Origin of the sequence: Methanococcoides sp. AM1 (assembly GCF_900774055.1) — an archaeon.
GTDB lineage: Archaea > Halobacteriota > Methanosarcinia > Methanosarcinales > Methanosarcinaceae > Methanococcoides.
On sequence record NZ_CAAGSW010000001.1, the window covers coordinates 370,422 to 387,636 of the forward strand.

Here is a 17,215-nt window from a genome sequence, read left to right on the forward strand (position 1 = left end):
AGATAAATGGACTTTCAAAAGGCATTCATCGCACTTGAAATGGAACCAAAGGCTTATGCAAAAAAGATAGCTTTGCCAGTGGTGTCTTTTGGATTTATTTTCTCGATCCTCATCTATGTGTTGTTGCCGGACCTATTCACCGGAAGCACACAGATAATACCTGCACTAATTCCAGTGATATGTATCTTTTTTGCATTTTACTACCCATTCACAGCGCTTGGAAGCAAAGCTGCACAGATTGATAACAACATGCACTATTACATCACACAGATGGGTGCGATATCTACAGCAGAGACCCCAAGACTAGATATCATAAAGATAGTTTCCAAGAATGAGAGTTACAAGTTCCTTGCAAAAGAAAGTGAAAAGATATACAACCTTGTCACAGTATGGAACATGAGCCTTTCCGATGCATGCAGATTCGCATCAAAGAGGACACCATCTGTACTTTATGAGGACTTCCTGGACAGGTTTGCACATGGCCTCCAGTCCGGAGAGGATATCAAGTCATTCCTTGCAGCAGAACAGAATGTCGTTATGAACGAGTACGAATCAATGTACAACGGTGCACTCTATGCAATAGAGGTTATCAAGGAACTGTTCGTCTCCCTTATTATGGCATTGATATTCCTTGCATCTTTTGCAGTGATCATGCCCATACTGACCGGGATGGATGCGGTCGTGCTAATGTCCATAGTTGTTGTTGTTTTCGTGGCAACTGATATAGTGATGATCAGTTTTACAAAATCAAAGGTCCCGAAGGACCCTATCTGGCAACAGACAAAGATAACGACAAAGGCCAAGACCAAATTATACCAATCCATACCTATCGCACTTGTAGGTTGTGTCATCGTCGCTATAGCAGTCATACTATACGGAAAACTTGAGCTGCCCATTGCCGTTGCAGCAGTAATGACACCACTGGTCTACATTGGCCATACTGCAAAGAAGATCGAAAAGGATATCAAGCGTAAGGATGAGAACTACCCCTCATTTATACGATCTCTTGGAAGTTCTGCAGGCGCAAGAGGAGGACTTATCGATGAGGCACTTAAATCATTGCGTATACATGACTTTGGCCCGCTTACCAAAGATGTCAATGACCTTTTCAAGAGAATAAATACCCGTGTGGACAAAACTAAATCATGGAACTTCTTTTCAGCCAACACAGGAAGCAATCTCATACAGCGCTTTAGCGCCATGTTCGTTGAAGCAACCAATCTGGGAGGACAACCGGAAGTTATCGGTGACATGATCGCTACGAACTTCCACCGCATCGTTAACCTGAGAAAGAAGAGATACCAGTCCGCATCCAGTCTTGTGGGAGTTCTATACGGACTTACAGCAGGTATCGGTTTTACCCTTTACATTTCACTCGGGGTTGTTGGTTTGATGCAGGACATGTTCACGACCATTTCGATGCCGGAAGGTATGGGTATGGGAATGATCCTGAGCACAGAAATAGGTAATCTGGAACTTCTGTCGGCCATGGTATTGTTCATCATGATATCACATTCGCTTATGTCAGCCCTGCTTATACGATTTGTTGATGGTGGACATATCCTCAGTTCAACGACCGATTTTGTGATCATGTCATGGATATCAGCCTTCAGTGCAGTGTTCACGACATCCGGTGTGGCATCCCTACTTGGAACTACGTGACTGAAGAAAAGGAAATATCCTAATATTTTCAAATTGGCATAGCTGAGGCTAGACTCAATGACCATCAGGCTTTCAAAATCATTGGATCAGGACTTTAATAAAAATAGATCGATCGATAATAACAAAATGAACCGGATAGCATCAGCTATCCAGCATATTCTTAACATACCCTGCAATTGCCCTGCCAACCTCAATGGTACTGGCATTCCCACCAAGGTCGGGAGTCATTATCTCTTCGAGTATACTCTTACCTACGGCATCTTCAACGATCTCTGCTTCTCTCTGGTAGCCCATCCATTCCAGCATCATCTTCATACTCAGGATAGCTGCTATCGGGTTTGCAATGCCTTTACCTGCAATATCAGGACCACTTCCATGTACCGGCTCAAAGAAAGCATACTTATCACCAATATTTGCACTGGGAGCAAGCCCCAGACTGCCTACAAGTGCTGCTGACATGTCACTCAGTATATCACCAAATAGATTGGTTGTGACCACAACATCATACCTTTCAGGATAGCTCATAAGGCTGTAGGCCATGGCATCCACCAGCATATCCCTATACTCCACACCTTCTGATCTTGCGGCCTCACGGCAGACATTCAGGAATAAAGTATCTGACTTTAGCACATTGGATTTATGAACGATCGTGAGATCATTTCGACGCTCTTTAGCCAGCCTGCAGGCACTCTTTGCAATTCTCTCTGAACCTTTTCGGGACACAACCCTTTTCGTATATGCCACATCATCATGTATCTCCTCTATGGATGAATACATGCCTTCGGTATTTTCCCTCACGATCACAAAATCGAAATCACTTTTCCCGGTCACACCTGTAACACCGGGAAGAGGTTTGATCGGACGAATATTCGCATACATGTCAAGCTCTTTGCGTATTGTCAGAAGAACACTCTTGTAATTGGGATCGGCTGGTGTGGTGATCGCTCCAAAAAGAACACAATCGCAGCTTTTCAACACATCAAGGTCATTATCATCGATGGCTACCCCGCATTTCTCCCACTTGCCATATCCCAGCTCAAGCGGAACCTTTTCGAGGGGAAGACCAAATGCATCAAGAACCTCTACAGCTGCAGGAATGACCTCCTTGCCGATGCCATCACCTTCAACTACTGCAACTCTCATTTTTTCAGCCATGCTTCACTTCCTTTTCTCCGCAAGGTCCAGTGCCAGGTCCCTGACAGCTTCTGCCACAAAGAACTCAGATGCACCCCAGTGGACTACAACACCTTCTATACCGTTAATGGTAACCCGTCCTGACTTCTCGGAGCGGCAGCATCTGGTGATGAAAGGCTTTGTCGGTTTGAAGATATCGGACTTGAATGGACAGATGTTCACCAGCGAATACTCAACATCCGGGAATCGAGTCTCAAAAAGCTTTTTCGATATCTCACATCCTACGAGCAAAGTGCCATCCTCTGTTATTGTATCGCAATCAAGGAACTTGCCTTTAAGCCCGGAACAGGAACATGGGAAAACCGTATTAGGTCCCTCGAACTGTGAAAGGTCGATAACATTTTCAGTAAAACGCACTCCGAAGTCCCCGAATATACCACTTACCTCAAGTCTTCTTATCACTTGGGAAAGCCACGATGGTTCCGGAGGCACTACATCAACGATCTCGATCTCTACGATCTCAGACAATGATGGCTCATGCACGAACGTCACGTGATTGTCAACACCTGTGAAAATGACAGTATTGACACCATCCTTACAGAGACCTGCTGCTGTTTCGATAAGAAGAGCACGGTCCTTTATGTTCAGTTTTTGGTCATACTTTATGACCTGCTCCTTCGATGCAATGAGGTCAAGCTTTTCCACCTCACGCAAAAGGTCATCGCCCTGCTTTTTCACATAATAAACAGAATGTTCGACATCATCCTCCCCCACACGATCCTCAACGATCATGTATTCGGAAAGGAAATAAATGATGTTCTCCTCTGCATCATCCGGGTGTATCTCGGTTACTCCGACACACTTGTATTCATCTGGAAATATCATAGCTCACTTTATTTGTTCTGTTCTTGTAAAGCCTTGCGATGCTCAACAAGGCCGCCGTCTGTGAGGATCTCAAGCAGGAAATCCGGAAGTTTGTTGCCCTTGAAATGTTTCCCGTTGACGCTGACATTTCCTTCAAGCAGGTCAACTTCAACAATATCACCTTTCTTACATTCAATATCAGCTTCCATTAAAGGAAGTCCGACATTGATAGAATTACGGAAAAAGATGCGACCGAACGACTTTGCGACGACACATGAAACCCCTGCATACTTAAGGGCAAGAGCTGCCTGCTCCCTTGAGGAACCACAGCCGAAATTGTTCCCGCCAACCACAACGTCTCCCCTCTCAATCTTTTTAGAAAAATCAGGGTCAATGCCTTCCATTGCATGATCAGCAAATACCTGCATATCAGTGGTCCTGAGATATTTTCCCGGAATGATAACATCCGTGTCGATATCATCGCCAAAAATCCATGCCTTTCCTTTGATCTTACTTTCCAATGTTGTCACCTGTGATGTAGGTTTTACATGATAATATTTGTAAGTAGCGGAAAATAAAAGAATTGTGTGACCGAAATAACGGAACGATCACAGGTCCTGAATTGTCTTAAGGTAATCCCTTACCTGAGGACCGAAATCATCACTGCAAAGTGCAAAATCAATAATTGCCTGGACATATCCGAGCTTGTCGCCGGTATCATATCGTTTACCTGCAAACTTGTAGGCATATACTTTCTGCATATCGTTGAGCATACGAATACCGTCGGTAAGCTGGATCTCACCGCCAACACCCTTCCCGGCATCCCTGATGCAATCGAATATCTCAGGAGTGAACACATACCTTCCTATGGCACCGATGTTCGATGGAGCTTCTTCAATAGAAGGCTTTTCCACAATGTCCTCAAGGATGCATAGTGACTCTTCCACGGGCCTGCCCTTTATGATACCATAACTGCTGACCTTCTCCCGCGGGACCTCTTCAACTGCAATGGTAGAACATCTGTATTTTTGGAACACATCGATTAGCTGGCGGATACAGGGTGTATGGTTAACAATGATATCATCACCAAGGAGGACTGCGAAAGGATCTCCACTGACATGTTTCCTGGCAGTCATGATGGCATCCCCGAGCCCTCTTGGTTCCTTCTGCCTTATGTAGTGAATATCCACCATGGAAGAGATATCCTCCACCATTTTCAGAAGCGCATCCTTGTGTTGCTCTTTAAGGTGCATCTCCAGTTCAGGGGAATCATCAAAATAGTCCTCGATAGAACGCTTGCTCCTTCCTGTGACAAAGATAATATCATCGATACCCGCTGCAATGGCCTCCTCCACAACATAATGGATTACCGGCTTGTCGATTATCGGAAGCATTTCTTTTGGCATGGACTTGGTCACCGGCAGGAACCGGGTCCCAAGCCCTGCAGCGGGAATTACAGCTTTTTTAATATCCATCTAAACATCCCTTATAAAGATATAACATTGATATTTATCAATCCTTCAATAAACATTAGTTCTCAAACAATAAGAGATCAGCCCCACCAAACCATCAGAAAATGAATTGAGGAAGAGGATGCACAAAACCTGTGCATTATACCTCTATCATATTCCCATCCAGTACATCCCTTTCACTGACATTTACTTCTTCCACAACGTCAACATAGGTTACCTTGTAAGGTCCAACCGGCATAGTATCGAATTGTGTCTCCCCTTCAATTGGCCCTTGAGTGGAATATGGCACCGTAAATGAATATGTTCCATCCGAAACGGTTGACTGGGAATATACGAAGGTCCTTCCAATGTTGGTCAGTATGGTTACCGAAATGGTCACATCCTCGCCTTCAGGTGCTTCACCAACGACCTGTGCGCCCTCAGCATACTCGAATATCTTGACATATCCGGTGTTTTCCAGAGCGAGATTGCCTTCAAAGAGCGCATTGTAAACATTCTTGTAACCAGTCTCTGCAGAATTGCCAACAGGAGATTCGTGTACCATACGATACTGTTTCAATCCCCTTGCATCAAAGATATGTAGACGTGATTCCATGGAATTGAAATACCTTGGACCAGGCACTGTCTGCATTCCCATATCTGTTTGTACAGAAATGTAATAGTCAGCCGTATCAAGGGTCCATGCACTCATTGCATAGAACTTACCTGTTGCCATCTCCACATCAGAGACGATGTATCTTGCACCGGCCTTCTCCGGGTCAGGGTGTACTGCCTCAAGAACTGCCGTAGCTTCTTCTTCGGATTGGGCTGTGAAGAATGTTGATGCACCGGGCTTGTTCTCTTCCTCAATGCTGTTTCTGCGACCTCCGACTCCCTGCTGGAACGGATTGGCATTTGGAATACGGTGTCCGATCACTTCTATCCAGTGGCCATAGTCCCACCAGGACATCACACCGTACGCAGTGTCAGGGTACTGGTAACTTTCACCTTCTGCAGGAATATCATAGCTCTCGTAATAGTCCAATCCCGGATCAGGAGTGTTGGAATTCAGCCACATGGTAGATTCGATCCAGTAGCCGTTAGGACCACCTGTGTACTGGGACTGTTGCATTGACATGTTGTAACTTGGATACATGAAGACCAGTATGATCACCAGAACTGAGAGCAAATGCCATATCTTGATGTTTTTAATATCAAACTTGTCCTTTAATTTGAGATCCTCAAGAAGGTCTTTCCAGCCCGCAAGCTCCAGGATCTTGATACCAACGAAGGCAGACAGAATTGCAGCGTTCACTGAATAATAGTATGCGAAACGGTTCTGCTGGAGCATTGCCCAGATGATCATGAAGGTCCAGACCAGCAAGAAGGTTCTTTCAGGAGTATTGTTCTTCTTGTATGCCTCGTAACCGAGGTAGATTATTGCAATGAGGGAGATATATCCGAGGGTTGTGAAGTTGCTCCAGAAGGGAGCGAGGGAGAACTGACCGCCTACGGAGAGTAATGGGGATGCTTCGGCTATGGTGAGGCCGCCTCCGGTTCGTGTGAAGTAACTTGCTAAACTTGATATTAATCCGTAAGTTGATGGAGAGAATATTTTTGCAAGCCCGATCCCTACGATGGATAATAATGCTATTGAAAGTGGATAGTAGTATTTTTTAAGATTTCGTTTATTTAACTCAATGGAGATGAGGGTGAAGAGAGGGAATGCTATGATTCCTGCGAAGAGACCTTTTATCAAGAGGCCTTTGGAGGAAAGGTTAGGCACCATGAGTACCATTAGTAAGGCAATACCAAATAGTATCACGCCTCCGACTGCCAGATGATCGGTCGAGCGGTTGTGCATGTGATCTATTACATGCTGCACTGTGATGTAGATACCAAGTATAAAACTGAAGAATATTGCCCCATACCATGCGAGTGAATAAGCACCAAGTGAAACTCCTGCAAGTATAAAGTACGGGAGGGTAGATCTTAATGAATCAAAGTTCCTGTTACTGATGCTTTCAAAGGTAATCGGATGTTCACGGCCAACCTTCAATGCCATTATCATGAACATAGCTACAATAGTGGTGAGCAGGGTCTCAGCGATGTGGTGATCATTGAACCCCAGTATAGACCTTGAGAGAAACTGCCCCGGTGCAATTGCTATTAATAAAGCTGCAAGCAAACCGACCCTGCGATCAAACAACCACTTAGCTACGAAGTATGTTGGGATTACTACTATTGCACCCAGAAATGCAGGGTAATATGCACAAACTTTGTAGATCAGATCTTGACTTGGGTTTCCAGATCCGAGAATCCAGATGATTGCAGAGAGGACCAGATCGAACAAGGGTGCAAAGATTTGAACTGTACCACTAGGATATTGTGTGTAAGCATCAAACCATAGAATATTCGGGAAATTATGCACAATGGATTCTACGTTCCGCAAGTGATACCAGGGATCGTTGCCACCAAAGCGTACAAATCCATTTGATAGAAATACGCTTGCTTTGGGTATAGTTCTGATATATAATGCTATCAGGAATGAGATAAGCACCCCTGCAATATAAGGTAAGGATTTAATAATTTGGGTTTTTTTGTTTTCACCAGTCATATGCTTCACTCGCATTAAGTGCATATTGATTATTTCCAACACTGAAGAGATAGATAACAAAATGTACAGGATCTAGATTTCGATTTTACCTCGCAATCTAGCAAACCCTACACGTTAACTCAGGTAATGAACTTTTATGATACAGACTTACCTGAATAATGAAGATATCCACACGATGTTAAAGGAAACTTTCTTTTAAATTTGCAATGTATTAATTCATCATTCGATATATAACTATTAGTGAATGACTATACATTTATTACAAATATATTGTTACAAATTAGAGATTATAGCTCCAAACATACACAATTAATTTTAAAATCCGATGATCATTAAATTAATCATTCTTGGGTTCTAGAATAGCATTCTTTTTGTGAGAGAGACCTGTCACAAAACGTTTACCAAAATTAACTAAATACCGGGTATTCTTATCTCCAAGTATATGATTTAAAGATGGATAACAGATCGCCCATGCATACGATATGAGCCAGGGAATCGTGACCACTTTTAGATGGTTATTTCGTCTTGCCCTAGCAGTTTCCTTAACTAACTCTGTGCAGTTGGCAGTGACTCCTCCGGTTTGCATCCCTGCTACGATAAATCCATTTACAAAAAGAGCATCCCCCCCTTCCTTAAAAGCCCTAACAAGTAATTCATAGTCCCCTACGATCCTATAAGATTCATCAAACTTCCCATATATTTCAAAGAGACTGCGATGGTGAAACATCCCCTGATGCGTAAAAGTACATACCCCATCTACAATAATGCCATTGCGTGTATAATCCCACGCATTACCATCAACGCAACATAGTTCATCAGCTTCTGTTACTCTTGCAACCTGCCCATAGACCAACTGAATATTTTCAGATTCCGCCTTTATCAAATGTGGTGCCATTTCTTCAAATACACTGCTTTTCCAAAGATAATCGTCAGATCCCAAAAAGTATATCCATTCTCCACTGGCATGATCCAGTGCCTTATTCCAGGCATTGTAAATACCAGTATCCGGTTCTGATTTCCAGTAAGCTATTTTATCTTTGTTGGTCATCAAAATATCGATGCTGCCATCTGTAGAGCCCCCATCCACAATAATAAGCTCTTTATTGGGATAAGTCTGATCAGATACACTATCGATACAACGCTGTAAGGTCTTGTCACCATTATAAACGGCCACAATAACGGAAATCAAGGGTTGTGATGTCATTTACTTCGCCATTGAATATAGCATTCATTGGTATATTGTTTTATTTCTCACTTTTATACCACTCATACGTTTGCATAATTCCATTTCTGAGCGGTATCTTAGCTTCCCATCCAAGCCTATTCAGCCTGCTAACATCCAACAACTTCTGAGGAGTACCGTCAGGTTTCGATTTATCATAAACGATCTCACCCTCATATCCAACAATATCTCCTATGAGTTCAGCAAGCTCCCGAATGGTGATATCTTTTCCAACACCTATATTAACAAACTCACCTATGTCGGACTCATCGTAGTTTTCCATAAGGTGAACACAGGCATCTGCCATATCATCCACGTGCAGGAACTCGCGCCTTGGTGAACCTGTACCCCAGATTACAATCTCCGGTTCATCATCGATCTTTGCCTCATGGAACTTGCGGATAAGTGCAGGCATCACGTGGGATGATTCAAGGTCAAAATTGTCATTCTGTCCATAAAGGTTTGTGGGCATTACCGACATGAAGTTTGTTCCATATTGCTGATTATAGTGCTTGCACAACCTTATGCCTGCTATCTTTGCTATTGCATATGCTTCATTTGTAACTTCCAGTTCCCCGGTAAGCAGGTATTCTTCCTTCATAGGCTGAGGTGCAAACTTGGGATAGATGCAGGATGAACCAAGGAAAAGAAGCTTTTTGACCCCATAGGTGTATGCAGCATGGATCACGTTTGCCTCGATCATGAGGTTCTCATAGATGAATTCGGCCGGATATGTGCTGTTTGCAAAGATACCACCTACTTTAGCTGCTGCCAGAAAGACATATTCAGGTTTTTCGGTTTCGAAAAAATTGTTGACAGCCTGCTGGTTTATGAGGTCGAGATCGTTGTGAGTGCGGGTTATGAGGTTTGTGTAACCTTTGGATTCCAGTTTTCTTATTATGCCCGAACCCACCATGCCACGGTGGCCAGCGATATAGATTTTAGAGTTGAGGTTCATATTAATTCACTTTCTATTGGATTGGATAGCATATCCAGTTATTTCAACAATTCTGGTAATTCGCGTAAATCTGATATGATTGCTATATTATATTCTTTGAATGGATTGTTATGCTCAGCTGAAACCCTTCCAATAAAAGGAATATCTGCTTCAAGTGCACCATTTAAATCTGTAATTGCATCACCAATAAAGACGACCTGATCTTTTGTATAACCCCTATCTTCTAATATACATTTTATTAAATTTCCTTTGGTTTCAGGTGACCCATAAGTTCCTTTGAAGTATTTATTAATACATTTTCTATCAACTATATCTATTAATTCATCTTCCGGAGTACCTGATACAATATACAAATCAATTTTTTGATAGTAATCTTCAAGGAAATCTTTTGCTCCAAAGACCCATGGTGCATCTATCACATTTTGAATTACAAGATTTGAAAATTTATTCCCTAAATCAGTTCTGATTTCATCGTTTATAGCCTTTTCAAGAAAGTTTTCGTAAATGTAATCAAATTTCTTAAACCTTGAAACCCCGCCATTTGCTAAATGGTATTCTACAACTTGATCTACAATTTCTGTCCCTTCATCTTCAAAGAGTTTAGCAAATGCTTTCGTTTTGATATCAACAGATTCTACAAGCACTCCATCAAAATCAAACAATATCGCCTTTAACATTTTTTTACACCTGCAACTATTGTACAAGGAGCACCATCTGCACCTTTTACCCTAATTGGTAATGCACAACAAGATACTATTTCCACATCATCTTCCAATATACTTAAGTCCATATCTTCAATCAACAAGATCGGATTGCCGTAATCGTCTGGATCTAAGAAGGAACGATGCGCTTTGCGACCTTCATCTCTGTTTTGCCAGGAGGATATGGATATGGAATCTATTCCAATTGCACGAAGATTTGGATAATTCTTTCTTAAAAAGATCCCTAGTTCAGAAGATAAACCCGGATTTTCACTCCAGTACTTTGTTTTGTTTCTGTTTTTGCAGAATCCTGTATAGATAAGGAGTAAATCTGTTTCTTTTGGTATTTTTTCAAAACTTTCATCTACTTCTACACACATAGTTCCATTTATTGTTGGTTCTTTTATTACCGAAATTTTTGAAAAGTTCCAAAATGTGGGTGGAAACTCATCAATTGATTTGCCATTTGAATAAAAATGATTTGGGGTATCGATATGGGTTCCTATATGATTTGCCAATTGCCAACGAGAGGTATTGCAACTGTCTCCTTTTGTTACGTTTTTTATAAATTCTCTTTTAAACCCCTCACTATTTCCATATGAGGGTGTAGAAGTATCTAAAGGATAAGACAACCAAACAAAATCGATATTGTCATTCATTTTTTGTTCCTTCTTCGATTAAATACCCCAATTCTTCGTGCACATTTTCGTGAATTGAAGCATAGATCTCAGACATAATGTTCAACAATCCCTGACCCATGTCTACGTAATAATTGCTTGTAAGCTTTTTACCTATCCTTGGATTAAATGAATAAGGAGTCACCTGATAATGAGTTTCAGATTTTGAATTTTCATAAATAATTTCAACATCTCCACCTGACATTTCGTTGACCATATTTAACAGATCTTTATACTTCAACGTCTGGTTTCCAGTCAATATAACATGTTGATTTTCATAATCAGGATCAAGAATCTCTACGCTGGATCTTGCCGCATCTTCCACGTGGATATACTCCCGTATCTCTTCGCCTGTCCCGTGATATTCTATTTTTTTGGTTGTGAGAGCTTCTTTTATTAAACGATATATGCTATTGCGTTCGTCTGCACGATTGCCATACAAGGAGCCATAACGCAAAATTGTGTAGGGCAGATCAAACAGCTTGTTATAATCATCGATGAATGATTCCGCGGATTGTTTGCTGCTCCGATAAAAAGAACCTGTCTGACTGTATACATAAACTGAACTGGAGAAAATAAATCGTTCAACGCCTGCATTTTTTGCAGCTTCGAGAACCATCACATTCCCCAAAATATTATATTTAATTGTGTCAATAGGCCTTTTAACACATTCATCGATGTCGGCAATACCTGCCAAATTATATACTATGTCACAACCTGCCACCGCATTTTCAACTGATTCTTTGTCCAGTATATCACCAACGATCATCTCCTGCCCATCTTTGAGATGCGGAGAAGTTGTGATGTCAAATATGGTTACATGATATCCACTATCCGTTAAAGCATCTGCAATATGGCTTCCCAAAAACCCTGACCCGCCAAAAACAATTACTTTTTTGCTCAAAACAACACCTCGTTTTTCAATTTTTCATTACTGTTATATCGAATAATTTCATCTGTAGCTTCAAGTTCCATCCTTTGCCTGGACTCTTTTGTGCTTGCTCCCATGTGACATGTGAGCACCACTGTTTCACATTGATTTAATGGACCATCATATGGCTCATTTTCGAAAACATCAACCGCTGCTCCTGCAATCATTCCTTGTTGCAATGCATCAACCAAAGCAGATTCATCCACTATTGGCCCCCTAGCAGTGTTGATTAGTATTGCAGTAGGTTTCATCTTTTCAATTGCCTTATCATCAACTAAATGATATGTGCTTTTAGTGAGTGGTACATTTAAAGAAATTACATCAGAGTTTTCCAGTAAAGTCCTTTTGTCGACCCATTCAATTCCCATCATGTGACCAAAGGCCATATCCGGTTCTATGTCATTGGCCATTATTTTAACATTGAAAGGCTGCAGCAGGTGTGCCAGTGTTTTTCCGATACGCCCCATGCCGATAATTCCCACAGTCTTGCCATATAACAGTCCGCCCATATGGCGATGCCATTTCCCTTCCCTTAAATGACGATCTGTAGCAGTTATCATTCGCAGACAATCAAACATAAGTCCTATACAGAGTTCTGCCACAGCCAATGTTGGTGCATCAGGTGTAAATGCTATTTTCACATCATGCATCTTTGCAAGATCAAAATCAATTCCATCCAACCCAATTCCCACACGTGAAATCAATTTGAGATTCGGTGCATTTTCAAATACAGAAGAATCGATTATCTCAGTACCAGCTATGAGTGCATCGCAATCTTTTATCTGTGTTGCTAACTCTGATGTCGTTATTTTACGACCATATGGATTGAGTCCATAGCTTATTCCTTGTGCTTCCAAAAGATCTAGAGGCTTACTGGAAATTTCACCAAATGGATGAGTTGAGATAAACACTTTCTTTATAGATGACGCTTTATCCATCATATCACATCTCTTTTATTTTCTCAATCGAATTCCTGCACCCTTCTCCTAAAAACAAGATATCCAAACTATGTGCTATAAAGCGATAGCCTTCGTCTACCTTTTCTTTAAAATCATCAACTGTTGGTGGTATCACATGATAACCGGAAAGTGCATCGAGCCTATTAGATATCTCTTTTACTTTTTCGAGTGCCTCCACTACATCAGGATGATCAAACTGCCCTGGCACTCCAAGTGAACCTGAAAGATCATAAGGACCTATGATAAAACCATCAACGCCATCTACAGAGAGGATCTCTTCTAAGTTTTCAACAGCTTTTATATGTTCCACTTGCACAATAACAATACTTTCTTCATCATTCCATTCTTTGTATTCTTCGAATGATTCTCCATACCCCTGTGCACGGGCCAGACCAACACCACGTATGCCTTTTGGCGGATACTTGACAGATGATACAGCTTGTTCTGCATCTTCACGGCAGTTTACCATAGGCACTATAACACCGTGAGCTCCCGCATCCATTACTCTTTTTATGAGATTTGGATCATTTTTACCTACCCTGACAAGAGGCACACACCCTGCAAGTTCAATTATCTGGATCAATTGTTGGGCTTGGTGCAATGTGATCGCACTGTGTTCCATATCCACGGTAAGCCAATCATATCCTGCTCTGACCATAATTTCAGCTATTGAGGGGTGCCCCAATGTGATCCAAGAACCAATTGTTAATTCCTTATTTTTTAATTTTTCCTTCAGCGTCATTGTCACTCCTCACCAGTTTCGATTTGTCTCTTATTTAATGCTGGAACATATGAAGGTGTTAAAGAATAGTATTGTATCCCCATAGACTCACCATATGAAATCAGTTTCTCAAGATATTTGCAATGGGTTTCATAATAATCTTTATAATCCCTATCTCTGAAAAAAGAAGGATGGGTTTCAAAAGCCGTTTTCATAAGGTCATCATATTGCACAGAAGAACTGTGTTTCCAGAAATATTTTTCATTTGGTTCTCTTCCATCTGCACCAATAATGAACACTTTTTTGGCTACTGCAGAAGCAATTGGCACCATTAAAAAAGTTAAAATGTTCGAGGATTTTTTTACATAAAATTTATCAATTGAGGGTATATTCAAAGATCTAACAGAAGGCATGCCTATTAATTTACTTTTAAGTTCAGGATAATGAGCAAGTAATAGAGGCATGGCCATATCAGGAACCATCACAAAGCATCCATATTCCCTGACCACATCCAGAACATGATCCCTGAATTGTGCTGAATATTCACAAGGGCTAAAATGGAACACAGGATCCGCAAAAACCAGTAGATCAGGTCCATTTACAGACTCCAAAAAAGTATCATTTTTCACAGTACTATTGCAGATTACCTTGAAACAATCGTCCCCATAATCAAATTCCTTGTATCGATCAAAAGAAGGACCTGTTGCGAAACAACAGGCTTTATGTTTATACTTATTCTCTTCGAGTAGGTAAGAGAGATTTTGTTTTGAAATTGATCTGAATTGTTCAATTTCTTTTTTATCAAATGTCTTATAGTATCCATCTTTCCATATGTTAGCTTCTTCAAAAGAGAAACAATATGGATCGATTATCATTGTTTTATGTAATCTCAAAAATATAGCAGGGTCGCGAAAAGCTTCAGTTCTCGTAACGAGTATTAAATCGGAATTAAATTTATCTCTTGCTTCATTTTCGTCAATAAAGACAACATTGCTTAGACTATTCAGATAACACCGTTGGTTAGGCGTAGCGGATAGTGATTTAGGATCGATATCTTTCAAATTTTCAGATACCGTCACAAATATCGAAAGATTCTCCTTAGAAGGGAATCCCCAAGCCAACCGATTGATATAGTCTGCTAATTTATTCTTATCATCAATTGCCGGATAAACTAAAATGGAATTTACAGACCCGCCTATGAATTTATCTGCGATTATTCTAGTACCAGCATAAAGCAAGTAAATCCGGAATTTTCTTTTAATAGCTGGAAGATCTCTTTTTCCATACGCCACTTCACTCATAATTTATTCCTTAATTGTTTATAAAGTGTCTCAGCCAGTATAAAATCTTCCGGTTCATCTATATCAATGGATTCAAGCTTGTTCATTTCAAACATCTGTGGTTTCAAGCCAATTCGCCGATTCCCAGTATTTTTGAAAGATTCTCTGGAAAAAATATAGACGTTCGAATTTTCCTCAAACAAAGGAGGTAAATCCTGTGTTCGGAGAAGTTCCTGAGGATTATGATTAACTGGTTCACCATTTTGCCAGTAAAGACGTGTTTGTAAACGATTTACAGAAAACAAAGAGTCGAATTTGCTCAAATTTCTAAAATATGTCTCTATGGCACAATCAATGGTATCTGTTGTCAGCAGTGGATTAGTACTGTGAGTCTGAAGAAAATGTTCTCCTTCAAATTTTGATATGTCATGGCCTATGATATCGTTCATAGCCACGAGATCACCCATTAATTCTTCAGGACGTTCAATTATTCTCACATTGTCAAAATGGGATATTGCATCCTCTGAGATCTGTTTGCTGTCAGTGTTGATGCACACTTCTTTTATGTATTTGGATTGAGTCAAGGATTCCATTATTCGATGGAAGAGAGGTTTGCCGCAGAAGTCTCTCATATTCTTGTTAGGGACTCTTTCTGAATGTTTTTTCATTGGGAGGAGAGCTATAATATTTTTGTTCATTATATGCCTCAATTAATTGTTTTGGAAATTTCGATCAATTTACTTGCAACATTTGACCAACTTTGTTCTTGCTTCATATTAGATAGGCCAATTTTGAAAGATTCAATCTCCTTTTTGTCCAGTTCAAAAAACCTCTCAATTGAATCTACAAAACTGTTGATATTTTCAGCTTCAAAAGTAAGTCCTAAATTAAATTTATTAATAAATTCACCAATCTGCCCATGTTCTGGTCCTATGACAGGTAGACCAAACTCCGCAGCATTTGCCAGAACGCCACTCGCACCTATAAAACTTTTGTTATAAGGTAGTACTAATACATCTGCTGCAGAAAAATAATTCTGGTAATCTCCGTATGAAGAATTATCTTCTAGTGATATTCGTGTGTAGGAATTATCCCATCCAATAGAACTGATCAACGAATCAACACTGTAATCTAGAATATGAGACATTGATCCTGCGAGTAGGAAGAAATATTTTTGCTCATCTATTTTTTTCAAAGATTCAATTATTAGATCAATACCTTTGTCCTTTCGCATGGTTCCAATAAACAAAATAATTTTCTTATTCGTATCTATATTTAAGTTTTTTAATGCTACCTTTTTGTCAATCATTTCACAATTTGTTGCCAGACCATAGGGTGTATAGAATAATTTGTCAGGTTTCAGCTGTACCTTATCTTCATAAAATTCATACAGTGCTTTGCTATGAAATAGAATATTTATCTTATTTAGCATTATATAGTAATATATTCTGTACAAGAAGTTGATTCTTTTTGGTAGTTTTGTATTTCCATTTGTGTATACATGGACGTCTACTAATGTATTCTTAGGAATTATACCAAAAAGTGATGATATGAAAAGTCCAATATTGCGGGGGAAATCATGAATGAATATTAAATCGTAGTTTTGACAGTCATTATTTAGTTTGATTGTAATAAAAATAAGAACCGTTTCCAGACTATCTTTTATTCTTAATGTGACATGCCGCGATACTTTTAAGAGATTTTTCGAAATTATACCTATAGAGCTGATGTTGTTCAATATATTGTTAAATCTCCCCATTGTATTTACAAAAAAAGGGAACATAATATAATCAGAAATAAGTTTGTTCTTTAAATCATATTCGCTAATCCAATTGTGTCCAGTAAAACCATTATGCATACCTTCATTTATTACACCTTTAATAGTGAGTTCTTTTACAACATTATTTGAAAAAGATGAATGGTGTCCAGGTAAATGTAGTTGAGGCATTAAGTGGAATATTTTTGTATTTTTCCCATTCATAGTTTAACACTCGCAATATCTTACTGGGTATTGAATTGCATTAATTAATTTCAAGAG

Annotated in this window: 16 protein-coding genes; 1 reads left to right on the top strand and 15 read right to left on the bottom strand. The window is 40.1% G+C overall.

Annotated elements, in window-relative coordinates; genetic code table 11:
* The first annotated feature begins 6 nt into the window (after positions 1-6).
* A complete protein-coding gene (gene flaJ / locus E7X57_RS01885; RefSeq protein WP_135609960.1) occupies positions 7-1,662 on the top strand; it encodes an archaellar assembly protein FlaJ in 1,656 nt (551 codons plus the stop codon).
* Positions 1,663-1,803: 141 nt separating this feature from the next.
* On the opposite strand, the gene E7X57_RS01890 is transcribed toward flaJ, so the two are convergent.
* The 15 genes from E7X57_RS01890 to E7X57_RS01960 form a co-directional block, all read right to left on the bottom strand.
* Positions 1,804-2,805 (bottom strand): isocitrate/isopropylmalate family dehydrogenase, encoded by a 1,002-nt coding sequence (locus E7X57_RS01890; protein WP_135610291.1) that lies wholly within the window; start codon positions 2,803-2,805, stop codon positions 1,804-1,806.
* Positions 2,806-2,820: 15 nt separating this feature from the next.
* Positions 2,821-3,681 carry a hypothetical protein gene (locus E7X57_RS01895; RefSeq protein ID WP_135609963.1) on the bottom strand — a complete coding sequence of 287 codons (861 nt, stop codon included), beginning with the start codon at positions 3,679-3,681 and terminating at the stop codon, positions 2,821-2,823.
* An 8-nt stretch (positions 3,682-3,689) separates the two neighbouring features.
* Complete coding sequence (locus E7X57_RS01900) at positions 3,690-4,181, bottom strand: 3-isopropylmalate dehydratase (protein WP_135609965.1); 492 nt, start codon at positions 4,179-4,181, stop codon at positions 3,690-3,692.
* Between the two features lie 87 nt (positions 4,182-4,268).
* The gene (gene galU, locus E7X57_RS01905; protein WP_135609967.1) at positions 4,269-5,135 is read right to left on the bottom strand and encodes a UTP--glucose-1-phosphate uridylyltransferase GalU; all 867 of its coding nucleotides are present in this window, start codon (positions 5,133-5,135) and stop codon (positions 4,269-4,271) included.
* 136 nt (positions 5,136-5,271) lie between these two features.
* Complete coding sequence (locus E7X57_RS01910; RefSeq protein ID WP_135609969.1) at positions 5,272-7,728, bottom strand: oligosaccharyl transferase, archaeosortase A system-associated; 2,457 nt, start codon at positions 7,726-7,728, stop codon at positions 5,272-5,274.
* 337 nt (positions 7,729-8,065) lie between these two features.
* The gene (locus tag E7X57_RS01915; protein ID WP_135609971.1) at positions 8,066-8,932 is read right to left on the bottom strand and encodes a glycosyltransferase family 2 protein; all 867 of its coding nucleotides are present in this window, start codon (positions 8,930-8,932) and stop codon (positions 8,066-8,068) included.
* Positions 8,933-8,972: 40 nt separating this feature from the next.
* Positions 8,973-9,908 carry a GDP-L-fucose synthase gene (locus E7X57_RS01920; protein WP_135609973.1) on the bottom strand — a complete coding sequence of 312 codons (936 nt, stop codon included), beginning with the start codon at positions 9,906-9,908 and terminating at the stop codon, positions 8,973-8,975.
* Positions 9,909-9,946: 38 nt separating this feature from the next.
* Positions 9,947-10,585 carry an HAD family hydrolase gene (locus tag E7X57_RS01925; protein ID WP_135609975.1) on the bottom strand — a complete coding sequence of 213 codons (639 nt, stop codon included), beginning with the start codon at positions 10,583-10,585 and terminating at the stop codon, positions 9,947-9,949.
* Complete coding sequence (locus E7X57_RS01930; RefSeq protein WP_135609977.1) at positions 10,579-11,268, bottom strand: cyclase family protein; 690 nt, start codon at positions 11,266-11,268, stop codon at positions 10,579-10,581. The genes E7X57_RS01925 and E7X57_RS01930 overlap by 7 nt, the downstream gene beginning before the upstream one ends.
* Positions 11,261-12,190, bottom strand: a complete 930-nt coding sequence (locus E7X57_RS01935) for an NAD(P)-dependent oxidoreductase (RefSeq protein ID WP_135609980.1) — start codon at positions 12,188-12,190, stop codon at positions 11,261-11,263. The genes E7X57_RS01930 and E7X57_RS01935 overlap by 8 nt, the downstream gene beginning before the upstream one ends.
* Positions 12,187-13,158: a phosphoglycerate dehydrogenase gene (locus E7X57_RS01940; RefSeq protein WP_244603563.1), complete on the bottom strand. Its 972-nt coding sequence runs from the start codon at positions 13,156-13,158 to the stop codon at positions 12,187-12,189. Before E7X57_RS01940 ends, E7X57_RS01935 begins: the two co-directional genes overlap by 4 nt.
* Position 13,159: 1 nt before the next feature.
* Complete coding sequence (locus E7X57_RS01945; protein WP_135609982.1) at positions 13,160-13,918, bottom strand: HpcH/HpaI aldolase/citrate lyase family protein; 759 nt, start codon at positions 13,916-13,918, stop codon at positions 13,160-13,162.
* 2 nt (positions 13,919-13,920) lie between these two features.
* Positions 13,921-15,198 (bottom strand): hypothetical protein, encoded by a 1,278-nt coding sequence (locus E7X57_RS01950; protein WP_135609984.1) that lies wholly within the window; start codon positions 15,196-15,198, stop codon positions 13,921-13,923.
* Positions 15,195-15,875, bottom strand: coding sequence for a cytidylyltransferase domain-containing protein (locus E7X57_RS01955; RefSeq protein ID WP_135609986.1), 681 nt, complete (start codon positions 15,873-15,875; stop codon positions 15,195-15,197). Before E7X57_RS01955 ends, E7X57_RS01950 begins: the two co-directional genes overlap by 4 nt.
* Positions 15,876-15,883: 8 nt before the next feature.
* On the bottom strand, positions 15,884-17,158 hold the full coding sequence (locus tag E7X57_RS01960; RefSeq protein ID WP_135609988.1) for a glycosyltransferase family 4 protein: 1,275 nt from the start codon (positions 17,156-17,158) through the stop codon (positions 15,884-15,886).
* Positions 17,159-17,215 lie beyond the last annotated feature (57 nt).